We start from the raw sequence: 20472 nt of genomic DNA, 5'->3' as shown, positions 1-20472 counted from the left end.
AGGTCAGGCCTTAGCCTTTGGCCTGACCACCTTTTCCGCCAGATCGCGGGCGATGGCGAAGGCGCCCTTGATGCGGTCGCCTTCGGTTTTCCAGTCGCGCAGCATGACGATCTTGTTGCCGTTCACCTTTGCCGCCGGATCGGCCTTGATGAAATCGACCAGACCTGCGGGGTTGGCGAATTTGTCGTTGTGGAACTGCACGGTCGCGCCCTTTGGCCCTGCATCAAGCCGGCTGATGCCTGCGCGTTTGCACATCGACTTGATGCGGACGATCAAGAGCAGCGTGTTCACCTCTTTCGGCAATGCGCCGAAACGGTCGATCAATTCGGCGGCGAAGCCTTCGAGTTCGACCTTGGTTTGCAAGGACGACAGGCGGCGATAAAGGCCAAGCCGCACGTCGAGGTCGGTCACGTAATCTTCGGGGATCAGCACAGGCACGCCGAGGTTGATCTGCGGCGCCCATTGGTCGTCGATGGGGGACAGGCCAGAGAGTTCGCCCGATTTGATCTTGGCGATCGTGTCTTCCAGCATCTGCTGGTAAAGTTCGTATCCCACTTCCTTGATATGGCCGGACTGTTCCTCGCCCAGAAGGTTGCCCGCGCCGCGCAGGTCGAGGTCGTGCGAGGCGAGGTTGAAACCGGCGCCAAGGCTGTCCAGCCCGCCGAGCAGGCGCAGGCGCTTCATGGCTTGGGGCGTCAGCGGCGCGCGGGGTTTGGTGGTGAGGAAGCAATAGGCGCGGGTCTTTGACCGCCCCACGCGCCCCCTGATCTGGTAGAGCTGGGACAGGCCGAACATGTCGGCGCGGTGGATGATCATGGTGTTGGCGGTGGGGATGTCGAGACCGCTTTCCACGATGGTGGTGGACAGCAGCACGTCATATTTGCCGTCGTAGAATTCGTTCATCCGCTCGTCGAGATCGCCTGCGGCGAGTTGGCCGTGGGCGATGACGTAGCTGCATTCCGGCACATGGGTGTGCAGGAACTCCTCGATCTCAGGCAGGTCGGAAATGCGCGGGACGACGATGAAAGATTGGCCGCCACGGTAGCGTTCGCGCAAGAGCGCCTCGCGCAGGGTGATGGTGTCGAATTCGGAAATGTAGGTGCGGATTGCCAGACGGTCGACGGGGGGCGTGGCGATGATAGACAGGTCGCGCACGCCTGCAAGCGACAGTTGCAAGGTGCGCGGGATGGGCGTTGCGGTCAGCGTCAGGACATGGATTTCCGAGCGCATCTCTTTCAGGCGTTCTTTATGGGTCACGCCGAAATGCTGTTCTTCGTCGATGATCAAAAGGCCCAGCGATTTGAAGCGGATGCCCTTGGCCAGCAGCGCATGGGTGCCGACGCAAATGTCGACCGTGCCATCGGCAAGGCCATCGCGGGTGGCGTTGGCTTCTTTTTGCGACACGAAGCGCGACAGCGGGCGGACGGTGATGGGAAAGCCACGGAAGCGTTCGGCAAAGCTGCGGTAGTGCTGGCGGGCCAGAAGCGTTGTCGGGCAGATCACCGCCACCTGCATGCCGGCGAGGGCTGCGACGAAAGCCGCGCGCATCGCAACCTCGGTCTTGCCGAAGCCCACATCGCCCACGACCAGACGGTCCATCGGGCGGCCGGATTCGAGATCGGCCACCACATCGGCGATGGCGGAAAGCTGGTCGTCGGTTTCGGTATAGGGGAAGCGGGCGGCAAAGGCCTCCCACAGGTTATGGGGGGCTTCCAGAATGGGGGCGTGGCGCAGGGCGCGTTCGGCAGCGATCCGCATCAGGCGGTCGGCGATTTCGCGGATACGCTCTTTCAGCTTGGCCTTTTTCGCCTGCCAAGCGCCGCCGCCCAGACGGTCGAGCAGGCCTTCTTCGTGCCCGTAGCGCGACAGCAGTTCGATGTTCTCGACCGGCAGATACAGCTTTGCGCCTTCGGCATATTCCAGCGCCACGCAGGCGTGCGGCGCACCAAGGGCGGTGATGGTTTCCAAGCCAAGGTAGCGCCCCACCCCGTGTTCGACATGGACCACCAGATCGCCGGGCGTCAGCGTGTCGGCGTCGCGCAGGAAATTCTCGGCCTTGCGCTTGCGTTTGGGTTTGCCGACCAGACGGTCGCCCAGCACATCCTGTTCGGAAATCACCGCAAGGCCGGGGGCGGTAAAGCCGGATTCGAGCGCCCAGACCATCAGGTACAGGTTTCCCTTACCCTCGGCCACGTCGCGGAAATCCTTGGCACGTTTCGAGCCGCTTACGCCTTGGTCTTGCAGCAGCCCCTCAAGCCGTTCGCGGGCACCTTCGGACCATGAGGCGATGATGACGTTGCCGTCTTGAAGCAATGTCTTAAGATGATCGGCCAAGGCTCCAAAAAGGCTGATGTTTTCCTGCTGGCGCTCGGGTGCGAAACTGCGCCCCATCCGGCCCTGTGCGTCGAGTACGTTCGGGCCGGGGGCTTGCGGGTTTGGGGATAGCTGGATCGCGCGATGGGGCGCGATTGCGGCCTCCCATGCGGTATCGTCGAGATAAAGCAACGCGGGGGCGCAGGGCTTGTAGACGGAATCGAGCCGCCCCTTGGCGGAAAGCGCATCCTTGCGGGCGTCATATTGGTCCTCGATACCCTCCCACCGCGACAGGCGCGCGGGGGTCAACTGGTCGTCGAGCATGACGGTGGCATCGGGCAGATAGTCGAACAGGGTTTCCAGCCGTTCGTGGAAGAAGGGCAGCCAATGCTCCATCCCCTGATGCTTGCGGCCTGCGCTGACCGCTTCGTAAAGCGGGTCGTCGGTGCCTGCCGCGCCGAATTCGATGCGATAGGTCTGGCGGAAACGGGTGATCGCGGCCTCGTCGAGAATGACCTCGGACATCGGGGCGAAATCGATCTGGGTCAGCTTTTCGGTGGTGCGCTGGGTTTCGGGGTCGAAACGGCGCGCACCGTCGAGCACGTCCCCGAAGAAATCGAGCCGGATGGGCGAGCGTGACCCCGGCGGCCAGATGTCGATGATGCCGCCGCGCAGCGCGTAATCGCCCGGTTCGGCCACGGTGGACGAGGGCGAAAAGCCCATGCGGACGAGGAAGTTCTTGAGCCGCGCCTCATCCACCCTGTCGCCCACGCGGGCGGAAAAGGCGGCGTCGCGGATCACGCTGCGCGCGGGCAGGCGCTGGGTCGCGGCGGAAAGCGTGGTGAGCAGGACGAACGCGCCCTTGATGCCATCGGCGAGTGCTGCAAGCGTGGCCATGCGGCGTGCCGAAATCTCGGGGTTGGGCGAGACGCGGTCGTAGGGCAGGCAATCCCACGCGGGCAGGTCAAGCACCACCGCACCCGGCGCCATGACGGCAAGGGCGGCGCGCATCGCTTCAGCCCTTTTGTCGTCGCGGGCGATGTGGATGACCGGCTGGCCCTTGGCAAGTTCGCGGGCCAGAAGCCGCGCGTCATAGCCTTCGGGCGCACCACCGAGGAGAATTTTCGGACCTGTCTGCATGGGCCTGACTTAACCGCCCCTGCGGCAGGGTCAAGCACTAGCCGTAAACGCCGATCAACATGTTCTGGTACATGCCGAAAACCCCGGTGAAGAAGATCGAGATCATGCCCACAACCTGCACGCTCTGCCGGTGGCGGCGCAGGCGCTGCAAAAGCGGTGTACCCGCATTCTCGCCCGCCTCGATGATCCGCGCGGTGCGAAGCGTCAGCAGAAACACGATGCAGCCGGGCAGCAACAGGCAGAGCACGGCTTGGGCGAATTCGACATTGTAGCGCGTTGCCAGCAGCATCAGTCCGCTCAGGACGAAGGAGAGGACCGCCACCATCCAGATACCGGCGGTGCGGACGATAAAGAGCAACCGGCGAACATAGACCGCGACAAGGGTTTCGACATCGTGGCGGGCGAAATCCTCGTTCTTTTCGGCGCGGCGGATCAGGTCATGCGGCACGCCCAGAACCCAATGGCCGACGGTGGACCAGAAGACCGAAAGGCCGACCCAGTACCACAGGTTCGAAAAAGACCGCATGTCGATGAGTTCGAAGATGGTTTGATACCATTGCAAGACGCGTTCTCCGCCCGATTGTCCTGCGCCCGTTACGACATGGCTTGAGGCGCATGCTCTTCTCTGGCAGTCAGAGGCAAAGACCGCAAGCCCTCGAACCTATGCCTTTGGACCTTATACGCTTGCCCGTCACCAGAAAGGAACCTCCCTTGCGCCCGATTGCCGCCCCGACCCCGATGACGCGCTTTCGCCGTATGCGCCGGACCCCTGCCCTGCGGGCGCTCGCGCAGGAAACCGTGGTTTCGGTGGGCGATCTGATCTGGCCGGTCTTCGTGCGTGACGGGGTGAACCTGCGCGAGCCGATCGCGTCGATGCCGGGGGTGGAACGGCTGTCGGTCGATCAGGTGGTCAAGGCGGCGGAAGAAGCGGCGGGGCTGGGGATACCGGCGATCTGCCTGTTTCCCTATACCGACCCGTCGCTGAAGACCGAAGCCTGCGAGGAAGCGTGGAACCCCGACAATCTGGCGAACCGCGCGATCCGCGCGATCAAGGCCGCAGTGCCCGAGATTGCGGTAATGACCGACGTGGCTCTCGACCCGTATAACGCCAACGGTCATGACGGCTTGGTGCGCGACGGGGTGATCCTGAACGACGAGACGGTCGAGGCGCTGGTGCGGATGACGCTGGTGCAGGCCGACTGCGGGGCCGATATCATCGGGCCGTCGGATATGATGGACGGGCGGATCGGCGCGATGCGTCAGGCGCTGGAAAGTGCGGGCCACAGCGATGTGGCGATCCTGTCCTATGCGGCGAAATATGCATCCGCCTTTTACGGGCCGTTCCGCGATGCGGTGGGGGCATCGGGCGCGTTGAAGGGCGACAAGAAGACCTATCAGATGAACCCCGCCAACGGCGACGAGGCGCTGCGTCTGGTCGAACGTGACCTGCGCGAGGGGGCCGACATGGTGATGGTCAAGCCGGGGATGCCCTATCTGGATATCTGCCGCCGCGTGAAAGACGCCTTTGGTGCGCCGACCTATGCCTATCAGGTGTCGGGCGAATACGCGATGATCAAGGGTGCTGCCGACCGTGGCTGGATCGACGGCGACAAGGCGATGATGGAAAGCCTGATGTGCTTCAAGCGGGCCGGATGCGACGGGGTCCTGACCTATTTCGCGCCTGCGGTGGCGCGCAAACTGCGCGCGGGCTGGGTCTGGGGCTGATCGCCCATCCTGATCGCCCATCCTGATCGCCGTGTCGTGATGGGCCGATCCCCGCCCGCGCCGATGGCGGGGCATGACAGGCGCGGTGAAAAGGGTTAATCTAGGCGTGACGAGCGGGGCCAGAGAGCCCCGGATGAGGCCAGAGAGGGCGGACAAGATGGACCATGTATCACGCAGGGCGCTTTTGGGCGGGGCCGGAGCGGCGCTGTTGCTGACGGCCGCTTGCAACAACGGTGTCGGATCGAACGGCGGGGGCCAGATCGATGCGCGGGTGGATGCGACGCAAGAATACCTGTTCGGGCGCTATCCCGGCACGCGCGAATTGGCCGACCGTGCGGCGGGGGTGCTTTACATGCCGCTCGTCACCGAGGCGGGGTTCCTTTACGGCGGGGCCTATGGGCGCGGCGCGTTGCGGATCCGCGGCGTGACGGTCGATTACTATTCGGCGACCAAGGCCAGCATCGGCTTGCAGATCGGGGCGCAGCAATATGCCCATGCGCTGTTCTTCATGACCGATCAGGCCTTGGCCGAATTCCGGCGCGGGTCGGGTTGGGCGGCAAGCGGCGATCTGCGCTATGCCACACCCGAACAGGGCGCCAGCATCGGCAAGGAAACGACCGAACTCGATCCGGTCATCCCCTTCGTCTTTGGCCAGCAGGGTCTGATTGCGGGGGCCACGCTTGCGGGCGTGAAATACACGCGCATCATCCCGTAAGGCATCAGGCCTCGGCCGCGTTGGTTTTCGCGGCGAGGCTGCCTGCGGCCCAGAGGGTAAGCGTTTTCCACAGGATTGCCGGGATGATGACGGCTCCGGCCAGAAAAAGGGCTGTGCCTGCCCATATAAGGCCATTGGCGAAAAGGGCCGAGGCATAGGCGGCAAGCGGAAAGGTGAAGGCCCCCCACAGCGGCGTGAAGCCTGCGGCAGTGATCCAGCGGGCCGAGGCCAGCAATGCCAGCAACAGCAGGGTGCCGAGCGCGAGGAAGCCGGTCGCCACGCCATCATGGCCGAGCATCGCGGCGACGGTCGCAAAAAGCGCTGCGGGCGAGAGGTGGATCGCAAGCAGGGGGCGCAGCGGGGCGGGCGGTGCGGCGTGGCGGAACTGGTGCGCCGACGCAGCCCAGATCGCCACGGCAAGCGGGATGGTCAGCCAGAGCAGCGCGTTTGCCAGCGCAGCCCAGCCAAGGCCGATCGCGGCAATCGCGCCGACGATGAAGCCGACGAAGCGCAGGTGCCAACCCGGATCGACGGGCCGCGCCTCGGGCGACAGGCGGCAGGCCATGAGCGCCGAGAACACGGTCAGCGCGGTATGGACCAGAAGCGAGACGACCAGCAGGATCGCTGCGGCATGTGGCGCGACGGGGACGAGGGCGGCGGCGACCGCCATGCCGCCCATCGTGGCGGCAGCAAGGCCGTTGCGGCCGGGAAGCACGCGCAGATCCTCGGCCAGCACCCCTGCCCTGCGGGACAGCTTGACCAGATAGGCAAAACTCGCAAAAGCCCAGAGCGCGCATGCCATGGCAAGCAGCAGATCGGCTGGCGTGGCGTCGAAACCGTGCGAAGAAAGCCCCCGCCGCATCGCAAGGCCAAGGCCGACAAATCCCAGGATCGCGGGAAAGACCGCGGGCGGCATGCGGGAAAAGATGGCCTTCTTGCGCGGCGGAAATTCTGGCGGCGGGAACAGTTTGGGACGATGGCGTGCGGGTTCCATGGCGGCTCCTTTTGGGGCGCAAGCATAGGGGCAAGTGCCGGAAAGGGAAGCCGCCGATGGTAAGCCGCTAGCCGCGCAACACGGGGAACCAATCGCTCCGCAATTGCTGGCCCGGCTGCATGTCATGGCCCGGAAAGGGCGGCGAGGTGCGGCCGGGGCGTTCGACATAGACCGCATCATCGCCTACCAGACGCAGCGAAAACGCGCGGCGGCGCTGGGCGGTTTCGTTGCCCCGCGCGCCGTGCAGCGTGCGGTAATTGAAGGCGACCGCGTCGCCCGGCTCCATCTGCCATTCGCGGATCGACATGCCTTCGGCATCGGGATCGGGGACGGGCATGTAGCGGTCGCTGTCGGGGTAGAAGCTGGTTTCGGCAAGCCAGCGGGTTGGCAAAACCTCTTTCTCCCAGCGGTGCGACCCAGCCACACAGCGCAGCGACGCCTCGCGCACGGGATCGAGCGGCGACCAGAAGCTGACGGTCTGCTGCCCTTGCACAAAGTAATAGGGGCCGTCCTGATGCCACGGCGTAGGCTTCGAGGTGCCGGGTTCCTTGACCAGAACGTGGTCGTGGAAAAGCTGCACGCGACGCGATTGCATCAGCTTGGCCGCGACCCCGGCCACTTCGCTTTCGCGGATGACGCGTTCGAATTCGGGGATGCGGTTCCAGTTGCAGTAATCGTCGAAAAAGCGACCGCCCTCGCCCGGTTTCAGGTTTTCGGCAGCGTAGGGGCCCGGTTCGGCCATGTTGCGGGCGATGCCCTCACGCAGGGTTTCGACCCAGTCGGCCCACAGGCCCTTGACCAGTACCACCCCGTCGCGCTGGTAATCCTGAACCATCTGTTCCGTGACCGTGACCATCTGCGCCCCCCTTTGTCTTTTGCTGGTGACAGGAATGACAGACCGGCTTTATAGCTTCAAATAATATGAATTCATCGGGGCCATAGGGATGCTCAATGCCACGCTGCGACAGATCGAATATGCCTGCGCGGTTGCGCGGTTCGGCGGCGTCACGGCGGCGGCCGAGGCGTTGAACGTGTCGCAGCCCGCGCTTTCGGTGGCTCTTGGCCAACTTGAAGGGGCTTTGGGCCAACCGCTGTTCCTGCGGCGGCCGGGCGGGCCGATCACCACCACCGCCTTCGGGCGTGGCTGGCTGGCCGAGGCGCAGACCCTGCTGGCAGGGTTCGGGCGGTTGATGGCGGGCGATGTGGCGACGGTACCGTTGCGGCTGGCCTGCTTTGAAGACCTCGCCCCCTCGCTGCTGGCACGGGTGCTGCGCGCGATAGAGGGCAGCGCAATACGGGTCGAGCCGGTGGTGACCGGCTTCGAGGCAATGACCGAGGCGCTGCGGCAAGGGCGGATCGACCTTGCGTTGACCTGGGACCTTGGCCTTGGCGACGAGGTAGCGCGGCGCGTGCTGGCCCGTGTCGCGCCGCATGCCGTGGTGGGCAAGGGGCATCCGCTGGCCACGCTGCGGCGAGGCGCTACGCTGGCCGAGGTGGCAGAATGGCCGCTGATCCTGACCGATCAGGGCCTGTCGGTCGGCCATATGCGGGGGTTGTTCAGCCGTGCGGGGCTTGGCCCGCGCATAGCGCACCGGACGGCGTCGCTTGAACTGATGCGGAGCTTTGCTGCAAACGGGCTGGGGGTGGGCATCAGCTATTCGCGCCCCGCCTCGCGCCACAGCCATGACGGGCAACGGGTGATCACGGTTCCGATTGCCGATGCGGGGACCGAGCCGATCGTTCTGGCCCATGCCGCCCCGCTGACCGGACAGGCGGCAGAGCTTGCCGATCTGTTGGCACCGCTGCTGGCGGCACCCGAAGTCGAATGACCCTGCCGAGGTCAGCGATACAACAGCGACCGGCCACCCGCAAAGAGATGCACCTTTTCAGGAATTGCAGTCAGGGCGACATGGGTCTTTCGCAGGCCCGCATGGATGCCGGGCAGTTTGGCGACCAGTTGCGCGGCGTCGGGCGTGTCGCGCTTGAAATAAAGCAGCGTCACCTCGCCCAGGGCTTCGGTAATCTCGACCTCGCCCCTGAACAGCGCGTCGCCCGTGGCGGCGGTCAGGTCTTCGGGGCGCACACCGATGTTGACGCGCAGGCCCATGTCCTTGTCGGTGGTGGGCACGGTGGACCGAGCGGTTCCGCCGTTGTCGAGCTTGATCGTGGTCACGGCCCCCGTGCCGGTGATTTCGCCCGCTAGCAGGTTCATCGCCGGAGAGCCGATGAATTGTGCTACGAATTCGTTTTCGGGCCGTTCATAAAGTTCGAGCGGGGTGCCGACCTGGCTGATGCCGCCCCCCGCCAGAACGACGATTCGGCTGGCCAGCGTCATGGCTTCGACCTGATCGTGGGTCACATAGATCATCGTCGAGTCGGGCATGTTTTCCTTGAGCTGGGCGATCTCGATCCGGGTTGCCACGCGCAGGGCGGCGTCGAGGTTGGAGAGCGGCTCGTCGAACAAATAGACCTTGGGGTCGCGCACGATGGCCCGCCCGATGGCGACGCGCTGGCGCTGGCCACCCGACAGCGCCTTGGGCAAACGGTCAAGATAGGGGCCGAGTTGCAGGATGCGCGCCGCCTTGGACACCGCCGCTTCGATCTCGGCGGCGGTCTTCTTGGCGATCTTCAGCGCAAAGGCCATGTTGTCGCGCACGGTCATGTGCGGGTAAAGCGCGTAGCTTTGGAACACCATGGCGATGCCGCGCTGGGCAGGCGGGATGTCGTTCATCCGCGCGCCGTCGATGGTGAAATCGCCACCAGTGATGCGTTCCAGCCCCGCGATCATCCGCAGCAGGGTGGATTTGCCGCAACCCGAGGGGCCGACGAAGACGATCAACTCGCCGGTTTTGATGTCGAGGTTGATGTCTTTCAACACCTTGACCTCGCCATAGGCTTTTTCGACGTTTGCCAGCTTCAGGTTCGCCATCGTTTTCCCCTATGATCTTTTCGCTACGACGAAGCCCCAGCCCGAAAGGCGCGCTGTGCGGCCTGTCACGGGGGCGCCGTGAATTGCATCGGCAAGGCCAGTCCAATCGCCCTCTGGCAGGCTGACGCTGGTTTCGGCTTCGGTCAGGTTGAAGGCGCAAAACAGCGTCTCGCCCCCTGTGCGAAGGAAGCTGAACACCTGCCCGTCACTGTGCCAGCCGGTCATGGTGCCATCGCGCAGAGTGGGGTGCTGGCGGCGGAAGGTGAGCGCCGCGCGGTAATGTTCCAGCATCGAGCCCGCCCGCCCCGTTTGTGCCGCGACCGAAAGCGGGCGGTGCGGGGCTGTGACGGGAAGCCACGCCTTGGGCGCGCTGGAAAACCCGCAAAGCGCGTTGTCGGTCGTCCAGATCATCGGGGTGCGGCAGCCGTCGCGGCCCTTGAATTCGGGCCAGAACTGGATGCCGTAGGGATCTTGCAATTCGTCAAGACCGATCTCGGCTTCGGGCAGACCAATTTCTTCGCCCTGATACAGGCAAACCGACCCGCGCAGGCACATGAGCATCGCCGCGTAAGTCCTTGCTGCGGTGTCGGAAAGGTTCCAGCGGGTGATGTGGCGCACCGTGTCGTGGTTGGAATAGGCCCAGCAGGGCCAAGCGTCGGGCGCGGCTTTCGCCAAGCGGTCAAAGGTCGTTGCGGCAAGATCTGCCGTCAGGCGGGCGGGTTGCAGCATCTCGAACGGGTAGCACATCTGCACCTTGTCCCCGCCCGAGGTATATTCGGCCATGATTTCGAGCCCGCGCTGGGCATCGCCCACCTCGCCCACTGCGGCGGCGGCGTAGGGGTCGAGAACTGCGCGGAATTTCCTAAGAAATTCAAGGTTTTCCGGCTGGTTCTTCGAGAACAGGTGTAGCTGGTGGTTGTAGGGGTTGACCGAAGGCGCGATGGAATCGTTCCGCAGCTCGGGCGGTAGCGAAGGATTGTCGCGCAGGTGCTTGTCGTGGAAGTAAAAGTTGATCGTATCCAGACGGAAGCCGTTTACCCCCCGCTTCAGCCAGAAACGCGCCACATCCAGAAGCGCGTCCTGCACGGGGGCGTGGTGCAGGTTCAGGTCGGGCTGGCTGGTCAGGAAGTTGTGCAGGTAATACTGCTCGCGCCGCGCGTCCCATTGCCATGCGGACCCGCCAAAGACCGAAAGCCAGTTGTTCGGTGGCGTGCCATCGGGTTTGGGGTCGGCCCAGACATACCAACCGGATTTGTCGTTGCTGCGGTTCTGGCGGCTGGTCGCGAACCACGGATGCGACTCGGCGGTGTGCGACAGCACGAGGTCGATCATCACCTTCAGCCCGTAGCTATGCGCGGTTTCGACGACGAGGTCGAAATCGGCGAGGCTGCCGAACATCGGGTCGACGTCGCAATAATCGGAAACGTCGTAGCCGAAATCCTTCATCGGCGAGGTGAAGAACGGGCTGATCCAGATCGCATCCGCGCCAAGGGCGGCGATATGCGGCAGGCGGTCGGCGATCCCTTTCAGGTCGCCAATGCCGTCGCCATTGCTGTCCTGATAGCTGCGCGGATAGATCTGGTAGATCACCGCGCCGCGCCACCAATCGGCGTCTTTGCCGATACCATCTTGCATAGTCTGGTCTTTCTTATTTCACGGAACCGGCCAACAGGCCGCGCACCAGATACTTCTGCATGGCAAAGAACACCATCAGCGGCACCGCGATCGAGATGAAGGCCGAGGCCGACAGGATCTCCCAGTCGCCACCGCGTGACCCCATCAGGTTCACGAGGTTGCCGGTCAGCACCTGCTGGTCATTGCCGGTGCCAAGGAACACCAGCGCGACGAGCAGGTCGTTCCATGTCCAGAGGAACTGGAAGATGGCGAACGAGGCGAGGGCGGGGAACGACAGCGGCAGGATGATCTTGACGAAAATCTGGAAATCGGTCGCGCCATCGACGCGGGCGTTTTCGATGATGTCGCGGGGAAGGCCGGCCATGTAGTTCCTGAGCAGGTAAATCGCCAGCGGCAGGCCAAAGCCGGTATGGGCCATCCAGATGCCAAGGTAGCTTTTGCCGATGCCAAGCTGGTTGTGCAGTTGCAACAGCGGGATAAGCGCAAGTTGCAGCGGCACAACCAGCAGCCCCACCACCACCGCGACCAGAAGCGCGCGGCCCGGAAACTCCATCCACGCCAGCGCATAGGCGGCGAAGGCGGCGATCAGGATCGGGATGACGGTGGCCGGGATCGACACGGTGAGGGTGTTGAGGAAGGCTTGCCCGATGGTTTGCCCCGCAAGCGGGCTGAACAGCACTGTCGAGTAGTTGTCGGTGGTGAATTCGGGCGGAGTGGTTGCGGTGACGAAGACGCGGGGCATCCGCATCCCGGCCATGCTGGCGGGCGATTTCAGGCTATAGGCACCCTCGGTGGTGACGGTCAGGGTCACACCATCGTTCAGCGTCGCCGTGTCGCCAGCGGCATAAGCCTCGGGTTCGCGCGACGACGTGCCCCATTTGCTGATCGCGGCCCCTGCCCCGTCGAACAACTGGCCGTCGATGACATAGCCGCCATCGGCCGGTGTCTCCTCACCCGCCAGACGGATTGCGGGCAGCTGGCTTTGCTGCGCCGAAAGCGCACGCCACCAGCCCGAGGTGCTGATCTGGTCACCCGTGCGGAACGACGACATCAACAGGCCAAAGGTCGGCAGCACCCAAAGCGCGACCAGCAGCGCGCAAGACAGATGGACGGCCCAGACGAGGGTAGATTTCTTTCCGGCAATACTGTCCATCAGCGCATTTCCTTACGGGCGTTGTAGACGTTCCAGATCAGGATGGGCGTGACCAGCAGCATGATGACCATGGCCGAGGCCGAGCCGACGCCCCAGTCGAGCGAGCGGAACAGTTTGTCATACATGTAATTGGCCAGAACCTGCGTCTCCCACTGGCCGTTGGTCATGGCGAGCACGATGTCAAAGACCTTGAGCACGACGATGGTGATGGTGGTCCAGACCACGACGATGGTCGACATGATCTGCGGCACCTTGATCTGGAAGAAAATCTGAAACGGGTTCGCGCCGTCGATGATCGCGGCTTCGACCGTGTCTTCCGGCACGCCGCGCAGGGCTGCCGACAGGATGACCATGGCGAAACCCGTCTGGATCCAGACCAGAACGATCATCAGGAAATAGCTGTTCCAATAGCCCAGCGTCAGCCAAGTTTGCGGTTTGCCATAGGGCATCACGCCGGTGACCAGGCCGGTAAGCCATGTGACAAGCTCCCAGATCAGGAAGATCACCACGGCGATGCCGAGCGCGCGGCCCAGCATGACCCTCGCTAATGGGCTGATACCAAAAAACATCGGAATCAAAATTGACAAAGCAAACTTTAGCATCGCCGCCAAGACGCCAATAACAATCACACTTGGAAGTACACTGTTGAAAAAGACTGACCAAACACCACCGTCAAACATGAACCAAAACGTGCCAGATTGAGAAATCTTTTCCAGAACAAGGGGCGCACCTGTTCCAATAACCCGAATGAAGCGCGCCCCAAGCGCAAGCGTAACGACCAGCGTAGCAAACGCGATGATCATTTGAATTAGCGTGCTCGAAGCCCCTTCACGACGCAAAGCGGCGACCATTGGCCGAGTGACGAGCCAGCCGACATAGGCAAAGGCCGCGATCAGCGAGAGCAGGAAGGCGGCGGGCAGAACCTGTAGCAACAAGGTCGAGCCGATGCCACCGTCGAACCGCATCCAGAGCGCGTTGAGCAGACCGATCTGCGCCTGACCTTCGGGGCGGGTGTCGTAGATCAGTTTCCAGATGACCGAGGCGCCGACGAAGGAAATCGCCATGGGCATGAAGATCAGCGACTTGGCGATGCTGCCCCAGCGGATGCGGTCTGAAAGTTGGGCGGCAAGCAGGCCGAATGCGGTGGAAAGTGCGGGCACCACGATCAGCCAGAGCATGTTGTTTCGCATCGATTCCCAGAACTTGGCTTCCGAGGCCATGCGGCTGTAATTCTCGAGCCCCACGAAATCGCCGTTGCGGTGGAGGGAAAGCCAGGCGGTGGCGAAGACGGGATAGGCAAGGTAGGTGCCAAGCGCGATCAACGCAGGGGCGAGGAACAGCCACGGGCGGATCATGTTGGCGCGGCTGATGTTGCGGCCGGCATTGGGGCCACGGGCGGGGAAAAGCACTTTGTCGAGGAACAGGTTCGAGAAGTAGAAGTAACCGACACAGCCACCGACACCGATAACGATCACGAACAGCGCCTGCACGGCAGGATTCATGGCCTTCCCTCCCCGAATTTTCCGGCTTTCGACAAAGCGGCAGGCCCGGACGCGCCGGACCTGCCAGTGATGTCAGATCACTTGGGCCACGAGGCTTCGATGCCGTCGGCCACTTCCTGCGCCGACTTGCCGCCGGTGTAATCGACCATGCCGGTCCAGAAGGTGCCTGCGCCAACCGCGCCCGGCATCAGGTCGGAACCGTCGAAGCGGAAGGTGGTGGCGTTGAGCAGGATTTCGCCCTGCTTTTTCAGCGCCGCATTGGCATAGGCTTCGGTGTTGGCCGATTTCAGCGGGGTCAGGAAGCCCGAACCAGCCATCCAGATCTCATGCGCGATCGGGGTTTTCAGCCATTCGATAAAGGCGCGTGCGCCCTCGCCGTCCTTGGTGATGAAGGCGAGCGTGCCTGCACCCAGAACCGGCTTGCCGAGGTCTTTGCCCGCATAGGCCGGGAAGTAGAAGAAGTCGGCATCGGTGCCGAGTTCGGTGCCTTCGGGGAAGAAGGACGGGATGAACGACGCCTGCTTGTGCATGTAGCACTGCGGGGGCGAGGTAAACAGGCCCTTGGGGCTGTCGCGGAAGTCGGTCGAGGCGACGGCGGCAGCGCCACCGGCGACATAGGCGTCATTCTTGGCGAAAGCGCCGAATTCGTCGATCGCACCGACGACCGCCGCGTCGTTGAACGGGATCGCATGGGTGATCCACTGGTCATAGGTTTCCGGCGATTGGGTCCGCAGCATCATGTCTTCGACCCAGTCGGTCGCGGGCCAGCCGGTCGCACCGCCCGAACCCAGCCCGATGCACCACGGCGTGCCGCCGTCTGCAACGATCTTGTCGGTCAGGGCTTTCAGCTCTTCCATCGTCTGCGGCACTTCGTAGCCCGCATCGGCGAAGGTGTCGGGCGAATACCAGACCAGCGATTTCACGTCGATCTTGTAGGGAAAGGCGTAAAGCGCGTCGGCGCCGTCCTTGCCCTTATACGTGCCGAGGCTGACCCAGGACGGGCCTGCGGCGTAATTGTCGTTCAGCCAGGTCTTGGTTTCGTCGCCCAGCGGCGCAATGAAGCCTTTGGACGCCAGATCGGCGATCAGGCCGGGCTGCGGCAGGATCGCGATATCCGGCGGGCTGCCCGCTTCGGTGTCGATGACGATCTGCTGCTCGTAGTTTTCCGACGAGGAATATTCCACCTTTACGCCCGATGCGGCGGTGAAATAGGCCAGCATGGTTTCGACCAGAACCTGGTCTTCGCCGCGCCACGGGCCGAACATCTTGATGGTCTGGCCATCGAGATTGGTCGCCTCGTCATAGGCTTTGTAGCTGTCCCAGTTGAACGGGCCTTCGCCCACAGGGAATTTCAGGTCTTGCGCGGTGGCAGCACCCGACAGAAGCGCCAGCGCGGCTGCGCTTGCGAGAAACTTCGACGTCATTGGTTATTCCTCCCAGAATACCCCGCCCTCTTGCGGGGCATGTGACCAAGGCGCGGCAGAATCGAACATCAAACCGCTTTGGATGGCAAACACTTGCCGATTGCCATGGTTCTGTCAATCCAAAGCGCATTGAACGAGGGGTTTTTGGACGAATCGAGCGGCAGCCTGCCGTGAAAACGTTTACGTGGCGCTTTGGTAAACCTTTGACGGCGCAGCCATACCTGTCTACTGTCGGCGCGATTGAAATCGGTTTGGATGTTTTATCGCCATGAACCTCAAGGAGCTGGCCCAGCAACTCGGCCTGTCGCCCACGACCGTGAGCCGGGCGTTGAACGGCTATCCGGAAGTGAACGAGACGACGCGCGAGCGGGTGATGGCGGCGGCCAAGCGGCACCATTACCGGCCCAACACGCGGGCGATCCGGCTGGCGACGGGGCGGGCCTATGCGATCGGCCATGTCATCCCGCTTGCCACCCGGCACGAGATCATGAACCCGATCTTCGCCGATTTCATCGCAGGCGCGGGCGAGACCTATTCCAAGAACGGCTATGACATGGTGCTGTCGGTCGTGGCCGACGAAAGCGAGGAGCAGACCTACCGCGACCTGCATTCGCGCGGCACGGTGGACGGGATGATCCTGCACGCGCCGCAGATGGACGATGCGCGGATTCCGCTGCTGGTCGGGATCGACACGCCTTTTGTGGTGCATGGCCGCGCGACCGGCGCCGCCCTGCCCTATTCATGGGTCGATGTGAACAACCGCCGCGCCTTTCAGCGGGCGACCGAATTCCTGCTCGACCTTGGCCATCGGCGGATCGCCTTGGTCAACGGGCTTGAGAACATGGATTTCGCCATCCGTCGCCGCACCGGATTTACCGATGCGATGGCCGCAAGGGCGGTGGCGGTCGATCCGGCGTTGATGTCATCGGACGAGATGACCGAAGTATCGGGCTACCGCGCGGGTCGGGCGATGCTGGATGTGGCCGAGCCACCGACGGCGTTTCTGGCGGCCTCGATGATCTCGGGCATGGGCGTGCGGCGGGCCTGCGAGGAGCGCGGGCTTGTGCTGGGGCGCGACGTGTCGATCATTATCCATGACGACGACCTGTCCTACATGAAGAATGGCGAGGATGTGCCGATCTTTACCGCCACGCGGTCGAGCGTGCGCGAGGCGGGGCGGCTGGCTGCAGAGATGTTGCTCGACATCATCGCCAATCCCGGCTCTGCGCCGCAGCAACGCCTGCTCGAGGCAGAATTGATCATCGGGCAGTCCACCGGACCGGCCCCCGCAAAGGGCTGACGCCATGCTGTCACGTTTCGACTTTCCCGAAGGTTTCGTGTTCGGCGCGGCCACGGCGGCCTACCAGATCGAAGGGTCGGGCTTTGGCGGCTGCGGGCCCTGCCATTGGGATACATTCGCCGCCACCCCCGGAAACGTGGTGCGGGCCGAGGACGGGTCGCGGGCTTGCGACCATTACCACCGCTGGGGTAATGACCTTGACCTGCTGCGGGCCGCCAACATGGACGGCTACCGCTTTTCCACCAGTTGGGCGCGGGTGATGCCCGACGGGGTGACGGTGAACCCCGAAGGCATGGCGTTCTATGACCGCTTGGTCGACGGCATGCTCGAGCGCGGGCTAAAGCCGTTCCAGACGCTGTATCACTGGGAAATGCCCTCGGCCTTGGCCGACAAGGGCGGCTGGACCAACCGCGACACCTGCCACCGCTTTGCCGATTTTGCGGGGAAGATCACCGAAGTTCTGGGCGACCGTGTGGCATCCATCGCCACGATAAACGAGCCGTGGTGCGTGGCGTGGCTGTCGCATTTTCTGGGCGTCCACGCGCCGGGATTGCGCGACATCCGCGCCGCGTCGCGGGCGATGCACCATATCCTGCTGGCGCACGGGCTGGCGGTGGAACGGCTGCGCGGCATGGGGCAGGACAATCTGGGGATCGTGCTGAACTTCGACTATTGCCAACCCGCCACCGACAGCGCGGGCGACAGGCGGGCGGCAGGCGTGCAGGATGCGATCTTCAACCGCTGGTTCATCGAAGGCATCACCAAAGGCACCTACCCCGCCGAGGCGCTGGAGGGTCTGGCCCCGCATATGCCGGAAAATTGGCAGGACGATATGGCCGTGATCGGCCAGAAACTCGACTGGCTGGGGGTGAATTACTACACACGCCACATCCACGCCGATGCGCCCGGAACCGCTTGGCCCGCGACGCGCGATGTGGCGGGACCGCTCGACAAGACCCAGATGGGCTGGGAGATTTTCCCCGACGGCCTGCACCATTTCCTGACGCGGATGGCCCGCGATTACGTGGGCGATCTGCCGATCTTTGTGACCGAGAACGGCATGGCCAATGCCGATGTGATCAACGGCGCAGAGGTGACCGACCAAGTGCGGACCGATTTCCTGTTCGCCCATCTGGCCGCCACCAAGCGGGCGATTGCAGACGGGGCGAATGTGCAGGGCTTTTTCTACTGGTCGCTTCTGGACAATTACGAATGGGCCGAGGGGTATGAAAAACGCTTCGGTCTGGTGCATGTGGATTTCGACAGCTTGGCAAGGGTTCCCAAATCCTCGTATCACGCGCTGGCACGGGCGCTGGCCCGCAACGACTGACCGGAGACGCGCATGACACTGGCCATCCTTGCCGACCTTGGCGGCACAAACACCCGCGTGGCGCTGGCGCAAGGCGGCGTTGTGGATCAGGCCTCGATCCGGCGTTTTCCCAATGCCGAGTATAAGGCGGCGGGCAAGGACATTGCCCATATCCTGCGCGATTACCTTGACCAAACGGGGGCAACGGTGTCGGGGGTTTGCGTGGCGGCGGCAGGGCCGGTGCAGGACGGTGTGGCTGTGATGACCAACCTCGATTGGTCGATGGACGCCGAAAAGCTGGGCGGGGCCACGGGCGCGCGCCATGTGGCGATCCTGAACGACTTGCAGGCGCAGGGCCATGCCTTGCGCCATATCGCGGCGGGCAAGCTGCGCGTGGTGATCGACGGGCCGCAAAAAGCGGGGGCGTCGATGCTGGTCGTGGGGCTGGGCACGGGGGTCAATGCGGCGCCCGTGCATGGCACGGGAGCGGCGCGTGTGGTGCCGCCTTCGGAATGTGGCCATGTGAACATGCCCGTCCGGACGGAAGAAGACCTTGCGCTGCTGCGCTTTGTCGAGGGGTTGCTGCGCCAGCGGGGCGAAGTCGCGCATTGCGGTGTGGAAGAGGTGCTTGCAGGCCGCGGCCTTGGCAATCTCGCGGCCTTCGCGGCGCGTGATACCCAAGGGGCCGTGCCGATGGATTCGGCGGCGGTGCTGGCCGGACTGACACAAGGCAACGCCACGGCAGAAGATGCAGCAAGGCTTTACACCCATATCCTTGCCCAGACGCTGGCCGACCTTGCGCTGATCCACCTGCCCTATGGCGGGATCTACCTGATCGGCGGCATGTCGCGGGCGATGACCCCGCATTTCGACCGCTTCGGCCTGACCCGCAGCTTCCGCGAGGAACGGCGCGTCGATCTGCTGCAAACCGCGTTTTCCGTCACCGTGGTCGAGGATGATTTCGCCGCCCTTACGGGATGCGCGACCTATCTGGCGGCGACCTCGCAAAGCTAGGCGGGCAGTTTCTCGCTGAGAAACTGCAAAGCCACGCCCAGCCCGTCGGGCGCGATGCCGTGGCCTGCGCCCTCCATCACGTGGCCGTAGACGTCGAACCCCGCCGTCACCAGCGCGTCGCCCGCTTCGGACATATGGCCAAAGGGCACCACCGGATCCTGATCGCCATGCATCAGCAGCACGGGCGGTTTGGCCCGCATATCGGCTTGCAGCGACTCTGGGGCGAGCAGGCGGCCCGAACAGGCAACCACCCCCGCCACGGGTTTGGCGCGGCGCGGGGCCACGTGCAGCGACATCATGGCACCTTGGGAAAAGCCGAACAACGCAAGCGCCTCGGGGCCAAGGCCGTAATCTGCCAGACGGGCATCGAGAAAGGCGTTCAGATCGTCGGTCGCGGCCAAGACCCCTGCCCGCGCCTGCGCTTCGGTTGACCCGTCAAAGCGCGGGATGGGAAACCACTGGTAGCCGAACCCGTGGCCCGAAACCGGTTCGGGCGCATCGGGGGCGACAAAGGCGGTGCGGGGCAGATGCGGGGCCAGCGGATCGGACAAACCCAGCAGGTCGTCGCCATTCGCCCCGTAGCCATGCACCAGCACGACCAGCGATGTCGCCTTGCCCGCTGCCGCGCCCGCGCTTTTGAACCCCAATTCCCGTGCCATCAGATGCCCTCGCGTGATTTGACGCTGTGGTAATAGGCCCAGAGCAGTTGCGCCGCAACCGACCGCCACGGGCTCCACTCCACAGCCATTGTGCGGAATTGGCGTTCCGTGGGGCGGGCGGGCAGGTCGAACAGGAGGCGCGCGGCTTCCTGCAAGGCGAGGTCGGCGGGGGCAAAGACATCGGCGCGGCCCATGGCGAACATGGCGTAGATTTCCGCCGTCCAGCGCCCGATGCCCGGCACGGCGGTAAGGGTGTCGATCACATCGTCGGTCGGCAAACCGTTAAGCGCATCGAAGTCTAGCCCTGCGCGGGCAAGTTCGCGCCCGTAGCGGGCCTTCTGGCGGCTGAGACCCAAGGCGCGCAGGTCTTCGTCGGAGGCATGGGCAAGGCGGGCGGGGTCGCACATGCCCGCCGCTTCCAGCCGCGCCCAGATCGCGCGGGCCGAGGCGACCGAGACTTGCTGGCTGACGATCGCGCCCAGCAGCGCCTGAAACCCCTGTTCGCGCTGCCGCCACGGCAGGCCGGTTTCAGGCAAGGCCAGTGCAAAACGCGGCTCGCGCCGGGCCAGCCATGCGGCGCCTTCGGCAAGGCAATCTGTCGATTTCAGGATGCGTCCGGTCATGGCGGCAGCATGGGTCGACTTTGTTACGGGTGCAAGT

At 63.9% G+C, this 20472-nt stretch carries 18 protein-coding genes; 7 read left to right on the top strand and 11 right to left on the bottom strand.

What is annotated here, in order from left to right; all coding sequences use genetic code 11:
- Nucleotides 1-3: 3 nt before the first annotated feature.
- On the bottom strand, nt 4-3453 hold the full coding sequence (gene mfd / locus HYN69_RS08120) for a transcription-repair coupling factor (RefSeq protein ID WP_108435300.1): 3450 nt from the start codon (nt 3451-3453) through the stop codon (nt 4-6).
- A 37-nt stretch (nt 3454-3490) separates the two neighbouring features.
- Nucleotides 3491-4015 carry a component of SufBCD complex gene (locus HYN69_RS08115; RefSeq protein WP_108435299.1) on the bottom strand — a complete coding sequence of 175 codons (525 nt, stop codon included), beginning with the start codon at nt 4013-4015 and terminating at the stop codon, nt 3491-3493.
- Nucleotides 4016-4164: 149 nt separating this feature from the next.
- Here HYN69_RS08115 and hemB point away from each other — a divergent pair, with 149 nt between their 5' ends.
- Nucleotides 4165-5178, top strand: coding sequence for a porphobilinogen synthase (gene hemB, locus HYN69_RS08110; RefSeq protein ID WP_108435298.1), 1014 nt, complete (start codon nt 4165-4167; stop codon nt 5176-5178).
- 157 nt (nt 5179-5335) lie between these two features.
- Nucleotides 5336-5893 (top strand): lipid-binding SYLF domain-containing protein, encoded by a 558-nt coding sequence (locus tag HYN69_RS08105; RefSeq protein ID WP_108435297.1) that lies wholly within the window; start codon nt 5336-5338, stop codon nt 5891-5893.
- Nucleotides 5894-5897: 4 nt separating this feature from the next.
- On the opposite strand, the gene HYN69_RS08100 is transcribed toward HYN69_RS08105, so the two are convergent.
- Complete coding sequence (locus HYN69_RS08100) at nt 5898-6887, bottom strand: TDT family transporter (protein ID WP_108435296.1); 990 nt, start codon at nt 6885-6887, stop codon at nt 5898-5900.
- A gap of 67 nt (nt 6888-6954) precedes the next feature.
- Nucleotides 6955-7743: a phytanoyl-CoA dioxygenase family protein gene (locus tag HYN69_RS08095; RefSeq protein WP_108435295.1), complete on the bottom strand. Its 789-nt coding sequence runs from the start codon at nt 7741-7743 to the stop codon at nt 6955-6957.
- 88 nt (nt 7744-7831) lie between these two features.
- Between HYN69_RS08095 and HYN69_RS08090 the strand changes: the two genes are divergently transcribed.
- Nucleotides 7832-8716, top strand: a complete 885-nt coding sequence (locus HYN69_RS08090) for a LysR family transcriptional regulator (protein WP_108435294.1) — start codon at nt 7832-7834, stop codon at nt 8714-8716.
- An 11-nt stretch (nt 8717-8727) separates the two neighbouring features.
- Here the strand turns inward: HYN69_RS08090 and HYN69_RS08085 are convergent, their stop codons facing one another.
- The 5 genes from HYN69_RS08085 to HYN69_RS08065 form a co-directional block, all read right to left on the bottom strand.
- The gene (locus HYN69_RS08085) at nt 8728-9816 is read right to left on the bottom strand and encodes an ABC transporter ATP-binding protein (protein WP_108435293.1); all 1089 of its coding nucleotides are present in this window, start codon (nt 9814-9816) and stop codon (nt 8728-8730) included.
- A 9-nt stretch (nt 9817-9825) separates the two neighbouring features.
- Nucleotides 9826-11451 carry an alpha-glucosidase gene (locus HYN69_RS08080; protein ID WP_108435292.1) on the bottom strand — a complete coding sequence of 542 codons (1626 nt, stop codon included), beginning with the start codon at nt 11449-11451 and terminating at the stop codon, nt 9826-9828.
- Nucleotides 11452-11464: 13 nt separating this feature from the next.
- Nucleotides 11465-12604 (bottom strand): carbohydrate ABC transporter permease, encoded by a 1140-nt coding sequence (locus tag HYN69_RS08075; RefSeq protein WP_108435291.1) that lies wholly within the window; start codon nt 12602-12604, stop codon nt 11465-11467.
- The gene (locus HYN69_RS21905; protein ID WP_108435290.1) at nt 12604-14106 is read right to left on the bottom strand and encodes a carbohydrate ABC transporter permease; all 1503 of its coding nucleotides are present in this window, start codon (nt 14104-14106) and stop codon (nt 12604-12606) included. The genes HYN69_RS08075 and HYN69_RS21905 overlap by 1 nt, the downstream gene beginning before the upstream one ends.
- A 77-nt stretch (nt 14107-14183) precedes the next feature.
- The gene (locus tag HYN69_RS08065; protein ID WP_108435289.1) at nt 14184-15530 is read right to left on the bottom strand and encodes an ABC transporter substrate-binding protein; all 1347 of its coding nucleotides are present in this window, start codon (nt 15528-15530) and stop codon (nt 14184-14186) included.
- Nucleotides 15531-15571: 41 nt separating this feature from the next.
- On the opposite strand from HYN69_RS08065, the gene HYN69_RS21170 reads away from it, so the two are divergent.
- From HYN69_RS21170 to HYN69_RS08050, 4 genes are read left to right on the top strand one after another with little or no spacing between them, the layout of a single operon-like run.
- Nucleotides 15572-15802 carry a hypothetical protein gene (locus tag HYN69_RS21170; protein WP_216824671.1) on the top strand — a complete coding sequence of 77 codons (231 nt, stop codon included), beginning with the start codon at nt 15572-15574 and terminating at the stop codon, nt 15800-15802.
- Entirely contained in the window at nt 15799-16830 is a 1032-nt protein-coding gene (locus tag HYN69_RS08060; protein WP_108435288.1) for a LacI family DNA-binding transcriptional regulator, read from the top strand. The genes HYN69_RS21170 and HYN69_RS08060 overlap by 4 nt, the downstream gene beginning before the upstream one ends.
- Before the next feature lie 4 nt (nt 16831-16834).
- Nucleotides 16835-18160 carry a GH1 family beta-glucosidase gene (locus HYN69_RS08055; RefSeq protein WP_108435287.1) on the top strand — a complete coding sequence of 442 codons (1326 nt, stop codon included), beginning with the start codon at nt 16835-16837 and terminating at the stop codon, nt 18158-18160.
- A 12-nt stretch (nt 18161-18172) separates the two neighbouring features.
- Nucleotides 18173-19153 carry a glucokinase gene (locus HYN69_RS08050; RefSeq protein WP_108435286.1) on the top strand — a complete coding sequence of 327 codons (981 nt, stop codon included), beginning with the start codon at nt 18173-18175 and terminating at the stop codon, nt 19151-19153.
- Here the strand turns inward: HYN69_RS08050 and HYN69_RS08045 are convergent.
- Nucleotides 19150-19812: an alpha/beta hydrolase gene (locus tag HYN69_RS08045; RefSeq protein WP_108435285.1), complete on the bottom strand. Its 663-nt coding sequence runs from the start codon at nt 19810-19812 to the stop codon at nt 19150-19152. The genes HYN69_RS08050 and HYN69_RS08045 overlap by 4 nt on opposite strands.
- Nucleotides 19812-20435 (bottom strand): DNA-3-methyladenine glycosylase family protein, encoded by a 624-nt coding sequence (locus HYN69_RS08040; protein ID WP_108435284.1) that lies wholly within the window; start codon nt 20433-20435, stop codon nt 19812-19814. Before HYN69_RS08040 ends, HYN69_RS08045 begins: the two co-directional genes overlap by 1 nt.
- Nucleotides 20436-20472 lie beyond the last annotated feature (37 nt).

The sequence above is a fragment of the Gemmobacter aquarius genome, assembly GCF_003060865.1.
Classification (GTDB): domain Bacteria; phylum Pseudomonadota; class Alphaproteobacteria; order Rhodobacterales; family Rhodobacteraceae; genus Paragemmobacter; species Paragemmobacter aquarius.
Note: the sequence above shows the minus strand (reverse complement) of the source record. Positions and strands in the feature narration are given on the sequence as shown.

Excerpts from the sequence above, each read along its gene's own strand:
- HYN69_RS08105 (WP_108435297.1), top strand. The coding sequence starts at position 5,336 with ATGGACCATGTATCACGCAGGGCGCTTTTGGGCGGGGCCGGAGCGGCG.
- HYN69_RS08050 (WP_108435286.1), top strand. The coding sequence starts at position 18,173 with ATGACACTGGCCATCCTTGCCGACCTTGGCGGCACAAACACCCGCGTG.
- HYN69_RS08080 (WP_108435292.1), bottom strand. The coding sequence starts at position 11,451 with ATGCAAGATGGTATCGGCAAAGACGCCGATTGGTGGCGCGGCGCGGTG.
- HYN69_RS21905 (WP_108435290.1), bottom strand. The coding sequence starts at position 14,106 with ATGAATCCTGCCGTGCAGGCGCTGTTCGTGATCGTTATCGGTGTCGGT.
- HYN69_RS08075 (WP_108435291.1), bottom strand. The coding sequence starts at position 12,604 with ATGGACAGTATTGCCGGAAAGAAATCTACCCTCGTCTGGGCCGTCCAT.
- HYN69_RS08045 (WP_108435285.1), bottom strand. The coding sequence starts at position 19,812 with ATGGCACGGGAATTGGGGTTCAAAAGCGCGGGCGCGGCAGCGGGCAAG.
- HYN69_RS08040 (WP_108435284.1), bottom strand. The coding sequence starts at position 20,435 with ATGACCGGACGCATCCTGAAATCGACAGATTGCCTTGCCGAAGGCGCC.
- mfd (WP_108435300.1), bottom strand. The coding sequence starts at position 3,453 with ATGCAGACAGGTCCGAAAATTCTCCTCGGTGGTGCGCCCGAAGGCTAT.
- HYN69_RS08065 (WP_108435289.1), bottom strand. The coding sequence starts at position 15,530 with ATGACGTCGAAGTTTCTCGCAAGCGCAGCCGCGCTGGCGCTTCTGTCG.
- HYN69_RS08090 (WP_108435294.1), top strand. The coding sequence starts at position 7,832 with ATGCTCAATGCCACGCTGCGACAGATCGAATATGCCTGCGCGGTTGCG.
- HYN69_RS08055 (WP_108435287.1), top strand. The coding sequence starts at position 16,835 with ATGCTGTCACGTTTCGACTTTCCCGAAGGTTTCGTGTTCGGCGCGGCC.
- HYN69_RS08060 (WP_108435288.1), top strand. The coding sequence starts at position 15,799 with ATGAACCTCAAGGAGCTGGCCCAGCAACTCGGCCTGTCGCCCACGACC.
- HYN69_RS08095 (WP_108435295.1), bottom strand. The coding sequence starts at position 7,743 with ATGGTCACGGTCACGGAACAGATGGTTCAGGATTACCAGCGCGACGGG.
- HYN69_RS08085 (WP_108435293.1), bottom strand. The coding sequence starts at position 9,816 with ATGGCGAACCTGAAGCTGGCAAACGTCGAAAAAGCCTATGGCGAGGTC.
- HYN69_RS08100 (WP_108435296.1), bottom strand. The coding sequence starts at position 6,887 with ATGGAACCCGCACGCCATCGTCCCAAACTGTTCCCGCCGCCAGAATTT.